Source organism: Streptomyces sp. NPDC104106 (assembly GCF_055584345.1).
Genome location: NZ_JBVJMF010000002.1, coordinates 229423 through 244286 on the forward strand (window position 1 = coordinate 229423; position 14864 = coordinate 244286).

The window sequence follows — 14864 nt, forward strand, 5'->3', positions numbered from 1 at the left end:
AGGTGCTCACGCATCGCGGGGGTGGCGGAGCGGAGGTTGATGGTGAGGTCGGCGGTGGGCCCGCCGCGGGCGCAAAGTCCCAGAGAAGTCCCACGGATGCCGCCGCACCCCTTCCTGACCCGCTTCACCGCAGGTCAGACGGGGTGTGGCGGCATTTGCGCATCAAATGTCCCGGAAGATCTCGATCTGCGCGCCGATCGAGTTCAGCCGCTCGGCGAGATCCTCGTAACCCCGGTTGATGACGTAGACGTTGCGCAGCACCGACGTGCCCTCGGCCGCCATCATCGCGAGCAGGACGACCACGGCGGGGCGCAGGGCGGGCGGGCACATCATCTCGGCGGCGCGCCAGCGGGTCGGGCCCTCGACCAGCACCCGGTGCGGGTCGAGGAGTTGGAGCCGGCCGCCGAGCCGGTTGAGGTCGGTGAGGTAGATCGCGCGGTTGTCGTAGACCCAGTCGTGGATGAGGGTCTGCCCCTGCGCCGTCGCCGCGATCGCCGCGAAGAACGGGACGTTGTCGATGTTCAGACCCGGGAAGGGCATGGGGTGGATCTTGTCGATCGGGGCTTCGAGCTTGGAGGGGCGGACGGTCAGGTCGACCAGCCGCGTACGGCCGTTGTCCGCGCAGTACTCGGGGCTGCGGTCGTGGTCGAGGCCCATCTCCTCCAGGACCGCCAGCTCGATCTCCAGGAACTCGATCGGCACACGGCGCACGGTCAGTTCGGACTCCGTCACCACGGCGGCGGCCAGCAGGCTCATCGCCTCGACCGGGTCCTCGGAGGGGGAGTAGTCCACGTCGACGTCGATGTTCGGCACGCCGTGCACCGTCAGTGTGGTCGTGCCGATGCCCTCGACCCTGACCCCGAGCGCCTCCAGGAAGAAGCACAGGTCCTGGACCATGTAGTTGGAGGAGGCGTTGCGGATGACCGTGACGCCGTCGTGCCGTGCGGCGGCCAGCAGCGCGTTCTCGGTCACGGTGTCGCCGCGCTCGGTCAGCACGATCGGGCGGTCGGGGCGCACCGCGCGGTCGACCCGCGCGTGGTACTGGCCCTCGGTGGCCGCGATGTCCAGGCCGAACCGGCGCAGCGCGATCATGTGCGGCTCGATGGTCCGCGTGCCCAGGTCGCAGCCGCCGGCGTAGGGCAGCTTGAAGGCGTCCATGCGGTGCAGCAGCGGGCCGAGGAACATGATGATCGAGCGGGTGCGTACGGCGGCCTCCGCGTCGATCGCCGCCATCTCCAGCTCGGCCGGCGGCACCAGTTCCAGGTCGACGCCGTCGTTGATCCAGCGGGTGCGCACGCCGATGGAGTTCAGCACCTCCAGCAGGCGGTACACCTCCTCGATCCGGGCGACCCGGCGCAGTACCGTGCGCCCCTTGTTGAGCAGCGAGGCGCACAGCAGCGCCACGCAGGCGTTCTTGCTCGTCTTCACGTCGATGGCGCCGGACAGCCGACGACCGCCGACGACTCGTAGATGCATGGGCCCCGCATACCCCAGCGACACGATTTCACTGTCGAGGGCCTCGCCGATCCGGGCAATCATCTCAAGGCTGATGTTCTGGTTCCCGCGCTCGATGCGGTTGACCGCGCTCTGGCTGGTGCCCAACGCCTCCGCGAGCTGCGTCTGTGTCCAGCCACGGTGCTGCCGGGCGTCACGGATGAGCTTGCCGATGCGTACGAGGTAGTCGTCTGCCATGAGGCTGAGGCTATCTCAGATATGAGATGGCACCCGTCAAGGGGGTCCATTCGGGTGATAGCGCGTCAACGACCAGCCCAGATGCGGATTCGACGAAATTGGCGAGTTAAATCCTGTTTGAGCGGGCTTTCCCCGGAGTGTCCCTCGCGTGTCTGCGGTGCGTCCCCGGCGCGCCGCACGGTGCGGAACCCCGGTCCGCTCGTCCCCCTCTCCTCCTGCGAAAAGGGGGAACATCCATGAAGAACAGGACGCGGTGCCGGTCCGTCGCCGCTGCCGCCGTACTCGTGCTGTGCTGCGCTCTGGCCTCCTGCGGCGCGCGGCAGGCGAACGCCCCGGCGGCCGGCCCGGCCGGGGGGGGGCGTCCGTGAGGGACGGGACCGCGGACGACCAGCAACTGCCCGACACGACGACCGACGACCAGCAGCTCCCGGACACCACCAGTGACGACCAGCAGCTCCCGGACACCACCAGTGACGACCGGCAGGATCCCGGTCCGCCCATGGGGGACACCGCGGACGACGACGGCGGTGTGCCGACGGCCGGTCCGCACCGCTGGTTCCCCATGCTCCGCGAGTTCCGCGCCTACCTGACGGCGGACGCGCCGAAGGCGGACGCCCGCATCGCCGGTCACGTGACCGGCGCCTACGTGCGTACGCCCGCCGGCGGGGACCGCACCACCTCCGTGGTGCGCGTCGACTACGGCGCGGGGGAAGAGGAGGATGCGCAGCGTACGGCCGCGGTCTACGCCCGCTGGCGGGCGTCGGTCTACGGCGATCACGGTCACGTGGACGTCCTCGGCCCGGCCAAGACCACCGCCGAACGGGACTGGTGACCCGGGTCGGGCATGACCATCCAGCGCCCATGTACTAGAGTTATCTCGACATCGAGATATCTGCCAGGCGCACCGCAGCCGCCACTCGCTGAGGGTTACCTAACTTAGCCTTACCTCAGCGGATCGGCCAGACCGGCGTGGCGGCACGATTGACGGTGGTACGCGCACATCAATGAAGGAGACTGTCGTGTCGGCGAACAGCTTCGACGCCCGCAGCACGCTGCAGGTGGGCGACGAGTCGTACGAGATCTTCCGGCTGGACAAGGTGGAGGGCTCGGCCCGCCTGCCGTACAGCCTCAAGGTCCTGCTGGAGAACCTGCTCCGCACCGAGGACGGCGCGAACATCACCGCCGACCACATCCGCGCCCTCGGCGGCTGGGACTCCCAGGCCCAGCCCAGCCAGGAGATCCAGTTCACGCCGGCCCGCGTGATCATGCAGGACTTCACCGGCGTGCCCTGTGTCGTGGACCTCGCCACCATGCGTGAGGCCGTGAAGGAGCTGGGCGGCGACCCCGCCAAGATCAACCCGCTGGCGCCGGCCGAGCTGGTCATCGACCACTCCGTCATCGCCGACAAGTTCGGCACCAGCGACGCCTTCAAGCAGAACGTCGAGCTGGAGTACGGCCGCAACAAGGAGCGCTACCAGTTCCTGCGCTGGGGTCAGACCGCCTTCGACGAGTTCAAGGTCGTCCCGCCGGGCACCGGCATCGTCCACCAGGTGAACATCGAGCACCTGGCGCGTGTCGTCATGGTCCGCGACGGCAAGGCGTACCCGGACACCCTGGTCGGCACCGACTCGCACACCACCATGGTCAACGGCCTCGGCGTCCTCGGCTGGGGCGTCGGCGGCATCGAGGCCGAGGCCGCCATGCTCGGGCAGCCGGTCTCCATGCTCATCCCGCGCGTCGTCGGCTTCAAGCTCACCGGTGAGCTGCAGCCCGGCACCACCGCCACCGACCTCGTGCTCACCATCACCGAGATGCTCCGCAAGCACGGTGTGGTCGGCAAGTTCGTCGAGTTCTACGGCGAGGGCGTCGCCGCCACGTCCCTGGCCAACCGCGCCACCATCGGCAACATGTCGCCGGAGTTCGGCTCCACCGCCGCGATCTTCCCGATCGACGACGAGACCCTGAACTACCTGCGTCTGACCGGCCGTTCGGACCAGCAGGTCGCGCTCGTCGAGGCCTACGCCAAGGAGCAGGGCCTCTGGCTGGACCCGAAGGCCGAGCCCGACTTCTCCGAGAAGCTCGAGCTGGACCTGTCCACCGTCGTGCCGTCCATCGCCGGCCCGAAGCGCCCGCAGGACCGCATCGTCCTCGCGAACGCCGCCGAGCAGTTCAAGCTGGACGTCCGCAACTACGTGGACGACGTCGACGAGGCGGGCAAGGAGTCCTTCCCGGCCTCCGACGCCCCGGCCGCCCACCCCAACGGCTTCCCGTCCAACCCGTGCCAGGTCACCGCCCCCGACGGCACGACCTACGAGCTGGACCACGGTGCGGTGACGGTCGCGGCCATCACCTCCTGCACCAACACCTCCAACCCGTACGTCATGATCGGCGCCGCCCTCGTCGCCAAGAAGGCGGTCGAGAAGGGCCTGACCCGCAAGCCGTGGGTCAAGTCCACCCTCGCCCCGGGCTCGAAGGTCGTCACCGACTACTTCGAGAAGGCCGGCCTCACCCCGTACCTGGACAAGCTGGGCTTCAACCTGGTCGGTTACGGCTGCACCACCTGCATCGGCAACTCCGGCCCGCTGCCGGAGGAGGTCTCCAAGGCCGTCAACGACCACGACCTCGCCGTCACCTCGGTCCTGTCCGGCAACCGCAACTTCGAGGGCCGGATCAACCCCGACGTCAAGATGAACTACCTGGCGTCCCCGCCGCTCGTCGTCGCCTACGCCATCGCGGGCTCCATGAAGGTGGACATCACCCGTGACGCCCTCGGCACCGACCAGGACGGCAACCCGGTCTACCTGAAGGACATCTGGCCGTCCGAGGCCGAGGTCAACGACGTCGTGGCCAACGCCATCGGTGAGGACATGTTCAACAAGTCCTACTCCGACGTCTTCGCGGGCGACGCCCAGTGGCAGGCGCTGCCGATCCCGACCGGCAACACCTTCGAGTGGGACGCCGAGTCCACCTACGTCCGCAAGCCCCCGTACTTCGAGGGCATGGGCATGGAGCCCGAGCCGGTCCAGGACATCTCCGACGCCCGCGTCCTCGCCAAGCTCGGCGACTCGGTCACCACCGACCACATCTCCCCGGCCGGCGCCATCAAGGCCGACACCCCGGCCGGCCAGTACCTCACGGAGCACGGCGTCGAGCGCCGCGACTTCAACAGCTACGGCTCCCGCCGCGGCAACCACGAGGTCATGATCCGCGGTACGTTCGCCAACATCCGCCTGCGCAACCAGATCGCGCCGGGCACCGAGGGCGGCTACACCCGCGACTTCACGCAGGAGGGCGGCCCGGTCTCCTTCATCTACGACGCCTCGCAGAACTACCAGGCCGCCGGCATCCCGCTGGTCGTCCTGGCCGGCAAGGAGTACGGCTCCGGCTCGTCCCGCGACTGGGCGGCCAAGGGCACCGCGCTCCTCGGCGTCAAGGCCGTCATCGCCGAGTCCTACGAGCGCATCCACCGCTCGAACCTCATCGGCATGGGCGTGCTTCCGCTGCAGTTCCCGGAGGGCGCCTCGGCGCAGTCCCTCGGTCTGACCGGCGAGGAGACCTTCTCCATCTCCGGCGTGACGGAGCTGAACGACGGCACCACGCCGCGCACGGTCAAGGTCACCACCGACACCGGTGTCGAGTTCGACGCGGTCGTCCGCATCGACACCCCCGGTGAGGCCGACTACTACCGCAACGGCGGCATCATGCAGTACGTGCTGCGCAACCTGATCCGCAAGTAAGCGAGACCAGGCGAGCCGGTCACCACACCGGCACCGCACCGCATGACACGGCAGCCGTAGAGGGCCGCACCCCCGCGTACCGGGGGCGCGGCCCTTCGCCTTGCCCCGGTCCGCCTCCGGGCCGCACCCCGCCGCCGGCCACCCATCGCCCCTCCCCAGACGGAGCACAGGCTTCCCCCAGCCACCCGGCACAGACTCGGTACATGCCAGGCACTCCCGGGCCGCACGCCCGTCGTACCCGCGGCCGCCGCCGCACCCGGATCCGGGCGTTGCGGACCCGCCTGCCGCTCCTCGTCACGGCCGCCCTCGCCGTCGTCTGCGCCACCCTCACCCTCACCACCTTCCTCAGCCAACGCGCCTTCCTCATGGGTGCGTTGGACGACCGGGTCGGCGCGGCCGCCGCGCACGGGGTGACCGGCGCCGCCCGCCGGCCCGCCCGCCCCGCCGACCTCGCCTTCCTCGGCACCGGCGGCCACCCCGACGGGCTGCTCGCCGCCCGGTTCGACGCCGGCGGAGCCGTCCTCGCCGCCGCGGTCGTGCGCGCGGACGAGCGTCCGCGGCCGCTCACCCCGGCCCAGCGCGCCGCCCTGACCGGCGTCCCCGACGACGGCGCGGCCCACACCCGCACGGTCCCCGGACTCGGCACCTACCGTGTCACCGCCCTCGACGCGCGCGGTGTCCGCGTCCTGGCGGGCCTGCCCCAGGACGACGTACGGCACACCCTCGACCGGCTCGTGCGGATCGAGGCCGTGGCCACCGGTGCCGTCCTCGCCCTCGCGGCCGCCGGCTGCGCCCTCGCCGTCCGGCGGCAGCTGCGCCCGCTCGGCCGGGTCGCCGCGATGGCCGCCGAGGTCGCCCGGACCCCGCTCGGCGCCGGCCGGACCGCCCCGCTCGCCCGGGTCGCCGCGATGGCCGCCGAGGTCGCCCGGACCCCGCTCGGCGCCGGCCGGACCGCCCCGCTCGCCCGGGTCGCCGCGGCCGACGCCGACCCGGGCACCGAGACCGGCCAGGTCGGCGCCGCCCTCAACCGCATGATCGACCAGGTCGAGGCCGCGCTCGCCGAACGCCGGCGCGGCGAGGAGCGCATGCGCCGCTTCATCGCCGACGCCGGCCACGAACTGCGCACCCCGCTCGCCTCCATCGCCGGCTACGCCGAGCTGATGAACCGCCTCCCCGCGCCGGACGGCACCGCCGACCTCGCCCGCCGCCGGATCGGCACCGAGTCCGCCCGGCTCACCGGCCTGGTCGAGAACCTGCTGCTGCTCGCCCGGCTCGCCGAGGGCGGACCGCCGCGCACGGCCGACGTCGACCTCGCCGTCCTGGTCGCGGAGGCGGTACGCGAGGCGCGTACGGCCGCTCCGAGCCACCTCTGGCGCCTCGAACTACCCCAGGAGCACCCTCTGTTGGTCGCCGGCGACGGTCGCAGCCTGAGACGGGCGGTGACCGCGCTGCTGGCCAACGCGCGCGTCCACACCCCGCCCGGGACGACGGTCACCGCCCGCGTCGAGACCGCCGCCGGCCACCACACGGTGCGCGTCGGCGACGACGGCCCCGGCATCCCGCCCGCCCTGCTCCCCACGGTCTTCGACCCCTTCACCCGCGCCGACCCCTCCCGTACCCGCCAGGGCCTCAGCGAGGGCGGCTCGGGGCTGGGGCTGGCCGTGGCGGCGGCGATCACCGACGCGCACCGGGGCCGGATCGACGTACGCAGCGAGCCGGGCCGCACCGAGTTCCGCATCGAACTCCGCGCCGCGGAGCCGGCCCCCACCGCGGGAGAGCCGCCCCCGGCACGCCTGTCCGGGCCGCTGCGCAGCCCCGTCTGACCCGCCCGCCGCGGCGCGCGCTACGGCAGTGCCAGCTCCGCCCAGATCACCTTGCCCTGGGGGCTGTACCGGACACCCCAGCGCTCGGTCATCTGCGACACCAGGAACAACCCACGGCCGCCCTCGTCGGTCGTCGCGGCGTACCGCAGATGCGGCGAGGTGTTGCTCCCGTCGGCCACCTCGCAGATCAGCGCGCGGTCGCGGATCAGCCGCAGCCGGATCGGATCGGCTCCGTAGCGGATGGCGTTGGTGACCAACTCGCTCAGGACGAGTTCCATGGCGAAGCCCTGCTCGGCGAGGCCCCACTCGTCCAGCTTTCCGGCCACGGCCAGGCGCATGCCCGCCACCGCCGCCGGATCGCGGGGCACGTCCCACGCGGCGACCCGGTCGGGCGCCAGCGCCCGGGTGTGCGCGACCAGCAGCACCACGTCGTCGGTGGGCCGCCCGGGCAGCAGCTCGTCCAGCACCGCCTGGCAGGTCTCGTCCGGTGAGCGGCCCTCGTGCCGCTCCAGGGACTGCCGCAGCAGCTCCATCCCTACGTCCAGATCCCGGGTGCGGTCCTCGATGAGCCCGTCCGTGTACAGCACCAGCCGGGTGCCCTCGGCCAGCTCCAGCTCGGCCGTCTGGAACGGCATGCCCCCGATGCCGAGCGGCGGCCCGGCGGGCAGATCGGCGAAGGTGACGCTTCCGCCGGGGTGGACCAGCGCCGGTGCCGGATGCCCCGCCCGCGCCATGGTGCAGCGGCGCGTCACCGGGTCGTAGATCGCGTACAGGCAGGTGGCACCGGCGATCTCCCCGGCCGTCTCCGCACAGGCCTCGTCCTGGTCGATCCGGCCGACGAGGTCGTCCAGATGGTTCAGCAGCTCGTCGGGCGGCAGATCGAGGGTGGAGAAGTTGTGCACCGCGGTGCGCAGCCGTCCCATCGTGGCGGCCGCGTGCAGACCGTGGCCGACCACGTCGCCGACGACCAGCGCCACCCGGCTCCCCGGCAGGGGGATCACGTCGAACCAGTCCCCGCTCACCCCCGACTGCGCGGGGGTGTAGCGGTACCCGACGTCGAGCGCGCTCTGCTCGGGCAGGGCGCGCGGCAGCAGGCTGCGCTGCAGGGTGACCGCCAGCGCGTGCTCACGGGTGTAGCGGCGGGCGTTGTCGATGCTCACCGCGGCGCGGGCCACCAGCTCCTCGGCCAGCGACACGTCCTCCTCGTCGAAGGCCTCGCGCTTGGCCCGGTAGAAGTTGGCCATGCCCAGCACGACACCACGGGCCCGGATCGGGGCGACGATCAGCGACTGGATGCCGTACTCCAGGACCTCGTGCGTGCGCTCGGGATCCTGGGCCCGCCAGTCCGGCGCGGCGGACAGGTCGGTCACCAGCTCGGTGCGGCCGCTGCCGTACCCCCGGGCCTGGGGCGTGCTCGGCAGGAAGTCGATCAGCCGGTCCTTCTCGTAGAGCGGGTGGTCGTCCCGGATCCCCCGCATGGCGATGCGCCGCAGGTCCGTGGCGGTGGCGGCCGGCTCCTCGCCGCGCAGGACGGCATCGGCCAGGTCGACGGTGACGAAGTCGGCGAAGCGCGGCACGGCGACCCGGGCCAGCTCGTCGGCGGTGCTCGACACGTCGAGGGTGGTACCGATGCCCAGACCGGCGTCGTACAGCAGCTTGAGCCGCTCACGGGCGGCCTCCGCCCGGCCGGAGACCGCCAGCAGCTCGGTGGAGTCGCGGAGGGTCAGCACGGTCCCCCCGGGGCCGCCGGCCCCGCCCGTGGGCCGCTGGTTGACCGCCAGCAGCCGGTCGCCGGCGAACAGCACCTCGTCGGTGGCCTCGCGCCCGGAGCCGAGCAGGTCCACGATGTCCGCGTCGAGGCCGGACAGCTCCGGCAGCTCGGCCACGGTCCGCCCCTCGGCCTCGGCGGGCAGGTCCAGCAGGCGCGTCGCCTCGTCGTTGACCAGCAGCAGCCGTCCGTCGGCGCCGACGATGACCACCCCTTCCCGCACGGAGTGCAGCACCGTGTCGTGATGCTCGTACATGCGGGCCATCTCGTCCGGGGCCAGGCTGTGGGTCTGCCGCCGCAACCGCCGGCCCACCAGGGCCGTGCCCCCGGTCGACAGGACGAGCGCGCCGGCGCCTGCCGCCAGGATGATCGGCAGCTGCCGGTCCACCGCGTTGGTGATGTCCTCGACCTTCAGCCCGGCGGACACGAGCCCGACCACCTTGCCCTTGGTGTCGTCGATCGGAACGGTCGCCTGCTCCTCGTGGCCCAGCGGGCCGTGCACGCTCTCCGTGTAGACCTTGCCGGCCAGCGACGGCTCGATCCGGCCCACGAACCGATGCCCGATCTTGCTGGGGAGGGGGTGTGTGTAGCGGATGCCGTGGGTGTCCATGACGACGATGAAGTCGACGCCCGCGGCCCGGCGCCCCGCCTCGGTGAGCGGCTGGAGGATCTTGGACGGATCGGGGGCCCGCAGCGCCTGGAGGATGCCGGGGGAGTGGGCGAAGGTCTGGGCGACGGCTATCGAGCGGCGCCTGGCCTCGGTGCCGGTGTCCCGCTGCGACTGGAGGTACAGCGCGAGGACACCGCAGAGGACGAGCGCCACGACCAGCGCCACTTGCAGGACGAAGACCTGCCCGGCGACGCTCCGCGGGCTCTTGCCGATCACGGGCCGCCAGGAGCGACGTGACAACCGTTCGGACATGTCCGACATGCGGCCTTTGTAGCATCCAGGTTCGCCGGGTGGCTATGCCTGTCTCGTAGGCCGGGCGACTCTGGGCGGACCCGGTGCGAGGCGCACCGGGTCCGCGAGCCGGGCGGGTGAGGGGGGTGGGTGTGTCCGCCCGGGTGGTGCCGGCTTGTGTGTGGGGGCGTCCGGGGATGGGCCGGTACCGACGGATCGAAGGGTCGCGCGACAACGTTGTCTGACCTTCTGTCCATGACTCTACCGGCCCAACGGACGGCCTCGTCAACCCGCTTGAGGTAGCCCGACCGGGTGATCCGGGGGGCGCCCGACCCGGCGCGCGCGGTCTTCCGTGGTACAGGTGGCGCGGGTTGTCGTCCCTGGGGCTTGTGAGACCTGTGGTGCGCGACCCGTCGTAGGGAGGAAGGGCCCGCCGCGAGCGGCTCGGCGGGATCCGGGTCGGCGGCGGCACGGAGCGCCGACCGCACCACCTGCTACACCGCCGCTTACGACACGTCAGGCCCTCGCCGCGGCCGGACTCGCCGTGGGCGGGCGGCGCACCGTCGCGGGCCTCACCTCCACCTGGCCGGACTCGCCCGGCGGCGGCCCGGACAGCGCCTCGGCGATCGGCCGGACCATCCAACTTCCCGCGTATTACCGTCGGTTGTCCGTCATCGGCAGCGCGGTCAACGGCGACCGGCAGGCCACCGCGACCGTCACCCACACCGACGGCACGGCCGGCACCGTCGGGTACGGCAACGAGGTCACGGCCCCGGCCGGCAAGGCCGTCGCGAGCGTCCGGCTCCCGCGTGTTCGCCCTGGCCACGGCTGAGCGCACCCGGCAACAAGGGGGGCGGACCCGGACGGGCCCGCCCCCTGCCGTGCGCGCGTCAGGCCAGTAGTTCCACCTCCGCCAGCGTCGCCGCGCCGTCCAGTACCAGCCGGTACCTGCTGTAGGTGCCCGGCGCGGCGATGGTGAACGCCCTGGTCTGGCGGTCCCACGGGAACGCCTCGCCGGAGCGGTGGTCCAGCGTCCGCCACGTGGTGCCGTCGGCCGAGCCCTGCAGGGTCCAGCCGGTCGGTGCCCTGGTGCGGTCGGCCGGGGACGTCAGGGTGTACTGGACGGGCCTGACCGCGTGGTCGACCGGCAGGTCCACCGAGGTGAACGTCGCCTCCGTCGCCGACGTGTCGTCGAACAGCGGCCCGTCGCCCTTCAGCACGTCCGCCCGGGGCACCGGCACCTTGTCGTCCTGGGTGAGGGACACCGGCGCCGCGTTCTTCCCCGTGCCCCAGGTGGACGGTCTGTCGCCCATGGAGAACTCCAGCACCCCGCCCTTGGACAGCAGCGAGTGCGGGAGCGAGGTGGAGTTCCAGGGGCGGCCGTTGAACGCCACGCCCTGGACGTAAACGTTCTTGGCACTGTTTCCCGGCGCCTTGACCACCAGGTCACGGCCGTTCTCCAGATGCACGGTGACCTGCTTGAACAGCGGTGAGCCGATGGAGTAGTCGCCGCTGCCCATGACGAGCGGGTAGAAGCCGAGCGCGGAGAAGAGGTACCAGCCCGACTGCTCGCCGTTGTCCTCGTCGCCGTGGTAGCCCTGCCCGATCTCGCTGCCGAGGTAGAGCCGGGAGAGGATCTCGCGGACCGCCGCCTGGGTCTTCCAGGGCTGCCCGGCCGCGTCGTACATGTACGGGATGTGGTGCGCGGGCTGGTTGGACTGGCCCAGCATGCCCATGCGGACGTCCCGGGCCTCGGTCATCTCGTGGATGACACCGCCGTAGGAGCCGACGAAGTCGGGCGAGGCCGTCTCCGGCGTGGCGAAGAACGCGTCCAGCTTGTCCGCGAGGCCCTGCCGGCCGCCGTACAGATTGGCCAGGCCCCGGCTGTCCTGCGGGACGGTGAAGGCGTCGCCCCAGCCGTTGGTCTCCGTGTAGTCGTACCCCCACACGCGCGGGTCGTACTTCGAGGGGTCCAGCCGCCAGGTCCCGTCGCCGTCACGGCCCTGGAAGAAGCCGACCTTCGGGTCGAACAGGTTCACGTAGTCGCGGGCGCGGTTGAGGAAGTACTCCGCCTCCTCCTGGTAGTGCCGCTCGCCCGTCTTGCGGTACAGCGCCTCGCCCATCCGCGCGATGCCGTAGTCGTTGATGTGCCCCTCCATCGCCCACGACAGCCCCTCGGTGGTGGCGGTGCTGGTGTAGCCGAGGAACGGGGAGGTGGTCATGCCCTTGCGGCCGACGCCGGACATCGGCGGGACGACGGTCGCGTTCTTCAGCGCCGCCTGGTACGCGGCCTTCGCGTCGAACGGCACGCCCTTGACGTACGCGTCGGCGAACGCCACGTCCGAGGAGGTGCCGGTCATCAGGTCGGCGTACCCGGGCGAGGACCAGCGCGAGGTCCAGCCGCCGTCCTTGTACTGCTGCACGAACCCGTCGATCATCTTCCCCGCCTGCGAGGGCGTCAGGAACGCGTACGCCGGCCAGGTGGTGCGGTAGGTGTCCCAGAAGCCGTTGTTGACGTAGACCTCGCCGTCGACGATCTTCGCGCCGGTGTGGGTCGGGGTGTCCTGGCTCTGCATGGGGGAGAAGGGGGAGGCGTACCGGTCCCTCCCGTCCACCTTCTCGAAGCCCGAGTCGGGGTACAGGTGCAGCCGGTACATGCTGGAGTACAGCGTGGTCAGCTGGTCCTCGCTCGCGCCCCGCACCTCCACCTTGCCGAGCAGCCCGTCCCAGGCGCGCCGGGCCCGCTGCCTGACCGTGTCGAAGGAGGTGCCGTCCGGGATCTCCTGGCGCAGGTTGTCCTTCGCCTGGTCGACGCTGATCAGGGAGGTCGCCAGGCGCAGCGTGACCGTGTGGTCCGCGCCCGCGTCGAACCGCAGATAGCCCTTCACCCCGCTCGACGACCCGTCCGTCACCGGCCTGTCGAACGTGCCGTACACGAACAGCCGCGTCGCCCCGGCCGACAGGCCGGACTTCACGTCCGAGTAACCGGTGACGGTCCCGTGCTCCTTGTCGAGGGTCAGCCCCGCCTGCTCGGTGACGTTGTCGAAGAGCACGCTCGCGTCGTCGCCGGGGTAGGTGAAGCGCAGCACCGCCGCGTGGTCGGTCGGGGCCATCTCGGCCTTGAGGCCGTTCTCGAACCGGACGCCGTAGTAGTACGGCCGCGCGGTCTCGTTCTCGTGCCGGAACGGCAGCGCGCGCGCCTCGCGCCCGGTGTCCGGGGCCCCGGACGCGGCCGACGGCATCACCTGGAAGGTCTGCCGGTCGCCCATCCACGGGCTCGGCTCATGGCTCGCGCTGAACGCCTGGATGGTGGGCAGGTTGTCCGCGTTGTTCGCGCGCGCGTACTCGTAGAGCCAGCTCAGCGACGACGCGTTGGTCACCGGGGTCCAGAAGTTGAAGCCGTGCGGCAGCGCCGTCGCCGGGAAGTCGTTGCCGCGCGAGAAGCTGCCGCTGGAGTTGGTGCCCCGGGTGGTCAGCACGTAGTCCGACAGGTGCGCCTTCGGCCGCTCGGGAGCAGCCGGTCTCAGGGACACGTCGTCGATCCAGCCCCGGAACTTCGCTGGTCCGGCGGGGGAGTCGTATCCCACGAGGATCCGCTTCACGGTCTTGCCGGCCGCGACCGCGCCGATCCGCGAGACCACGTCGTTCCACTGGTTGACGTACAGCGACTTCGACGCGCCCTGTCCGCGCGGCGACAGCGGGAACCCGTGCTGGTCCAGCGCGCCGAGGTCGCTCAGATAGGTGCCGTCGGAGAAGGCCAGGTCGAGGGAGACGTTCGTGGCGTCGTAGTCGCGGTCGCCGTCCGCCATCGCCGGGAAGATCCGGTACGACAGCCGGGTGTCGGCGCCGACCTTCACGTTCACGTCGTAGACCTTGTTGTACGAGTACGCCCGGCCCGCCGCCGTGTGCCGCCCGGCGTAGCGCAGTGCCCTCTTTCCGGTGAAACCGGCCCGCGCCTTGGCCGTGGGCGAGGCGGCCGGGCCCTGGTCGACCAGGCTCAGCATGTCCTCGGGCACCGGGCCGCCGCTGCCGCCCGTGGAGAACTGCACGTCCGCGAGTTGCAGGATGCCCGGGGCGCCGTTGTTCTTCGTGATCTCCAGCCGGAAGTGCTGGTACTCGGCCGGCCGGGCCAGGTCGTACGACTTCGTCTGGAACCGCTCGGAGAAGGTCTCGCCGGAGCGGGTGTCGAGGGTCTTCCAGTCCTTGCCGTCGCCGGAGCCGAGCAGCGTCCAGTCCCTCGGGTCGCGCTCGGCGTAGTCGTTGGCCGAGGTGAGCGCGTAGGTCGCCAGGGTGATGGGTTTGTCGAGGTCGAACTCCACCCAGCCGGTGGGCTGGAAGGTCAGCCACTTGGTGCCGGGCTCGCCGTCGACCAGGTTCTCCTTCACCTCGCCGGCGCCCGCGTTCTCGCCGCTCGCCCGGACATCGGTGACATGGTCCGTCACATTGCCCGGGATGCCGGTGCTGTAGCCGCCGTCGACGCCCGAGGCGCGCTTGCCGCCGTCGGGCGCGGTCTCCACGGTGTCGATCCAGTCCGGCGCCGGATCCCCCGCCTCGAACGAGGATGCGAACTCAACTGCGGCGGCCGGAGCCTTGGCGGGCAGGGCGACCGCCGCGCCCTGGGCGCCGGCGGCCATGACAAAGGCGGCCGTGAGGACGGCCGCCGGACCCCATCTGTGCCGAGTTCTCCGCTGCATCTACGGATTCCCCTCCTGCGTCCTGTTCGGACAACGTTGTCAAGCTCGGGACGCAGGACCAGTAGGGCGTCAAGTGGTCGGTGATGTCAAGGGCGTTGGCTGTGGCGTTCGGGGCTCATGTCGCGAAATTCTCCGGCGAAGCGCGCACGGCGGCCTGACATTTCCGTGAGGTCTCAACTCGGAAAAGACCCATCGCGAACCCTGTGCACGATCTTGCTCCGCCGACCGAAAGTGGACTATACCTGTCGG

At 71.4% G+C, this 14864-nt stretch carries 7 protein-coding genes; 4 read left to right on the forward strand and 3 right to left on the reverse strand.

What is annotated here, in order from left to right; genetic code table 11:
- Positions 1–162: 162 nt before the first annotated feature.
- A complete protein-coding gene (locus ACZ60X_RS04980; protein ID WP_469593382.1) occupies positions 163–1692 on the reverse strand; it encodes a helix-turn-helix domain-containing protein in 1530 nt (509 codons plus the stop codon).
- A 364-nt stretch (positions 1693–2056) separates the two neighbouring features.
- Between ACZ60X_RS04980 and ACZ60X_RS04985 the strand changes: the two genes are divergently transcribed.
- The 3 genes from ACZ60X_RS04985 to ACZ60X_RS04995 all read left to right on the forward strand — a co-directional run bounded on the left by ACZ60X_RS04985 (position 2057) and on the right by ACZ60X_RS04995 (position 7252).
- Positions 2057–2524, forward strand: coding sequence for a hypothetical protein (locus tag ACZ60X_RS04985; protein WP_469593384.1), 468 nt, complete (start codon positions 2057–2059; stop codon positions 2522–2524).
- Positions 2525–2711: 187 nt separating this feature from the next.
- The gene (gene acnA, locus ACZ60X_RS04990) at positions 2712–5429 is read left to right on the forward strand and encodes an aconitate hydratase AcnA (RefSeq protein ID WP_469593386.1); all 2718 of its coding nucleotides are present in this window, start codon (positions 2712–2714) and stop codon (positions 5427–5429) included.
- A gap of 203 nt (positions 5430–5632) precedes the next feature.
- The gene (locus tag ACZ60X_RS04995) at positions 5633–7252 is read left to right on the forward strand and encodes an ATP-binding protein (protein ID WP_469593388.1); all 1620 of its coding nucleotides are present in this window, start codon (positions 5633–5635) and stop codon (positions 7250–7252) included.
- Positions 7253–7272: 20 nt separating this feature from the next.
- On the opposite strand, the gene ACZ60X_RS05000 is transcribed toward ACZ60X_RS04995, so the two are convergent.
- Positions 7273–9951: a SpoIIE family protein phosphatase gene (locus ACZ60X_RS05000; protein ID WP_469593390.1), complete on the reverse strand. Its 2679-nt coding sequence runs from the start codon at positions 9949–9951 to the stop codon at positions 7273–7275.
- Positions 9952–10465: 514 nt separating this feature from the next.
- Here ACZ60X_RS05000 and ACZ60X_RS05005 point away from each other — a divergent pair.
- Entirely contained in the window at positions 10466–10753 is a 288-nt protein-coding gene (locus ACZ60X_RS05005) for a hypothetical protein (protein WP_469593392.1), read from the forward strand.
- Positions 10754–10811: 58 nt separating this feature from the next.
- Here the strand turns inward: ACZ60X_RS05005 and ACZ60X_RS05010 are convergent, their stop codons facing one another.
- Positions 10812–14615: a GH92 family glycosyl hydrolase gene (locus ACZ60X_RS05010; protein WP_469593394.1), complete on the reverse strand. Its 3804-nt coding sequence runs from the start codon at positions 14613–14615 to the stop codon at positions 10812–10814.
- Positions 14616–14864 lie beyond the last annotated feature (249 nt).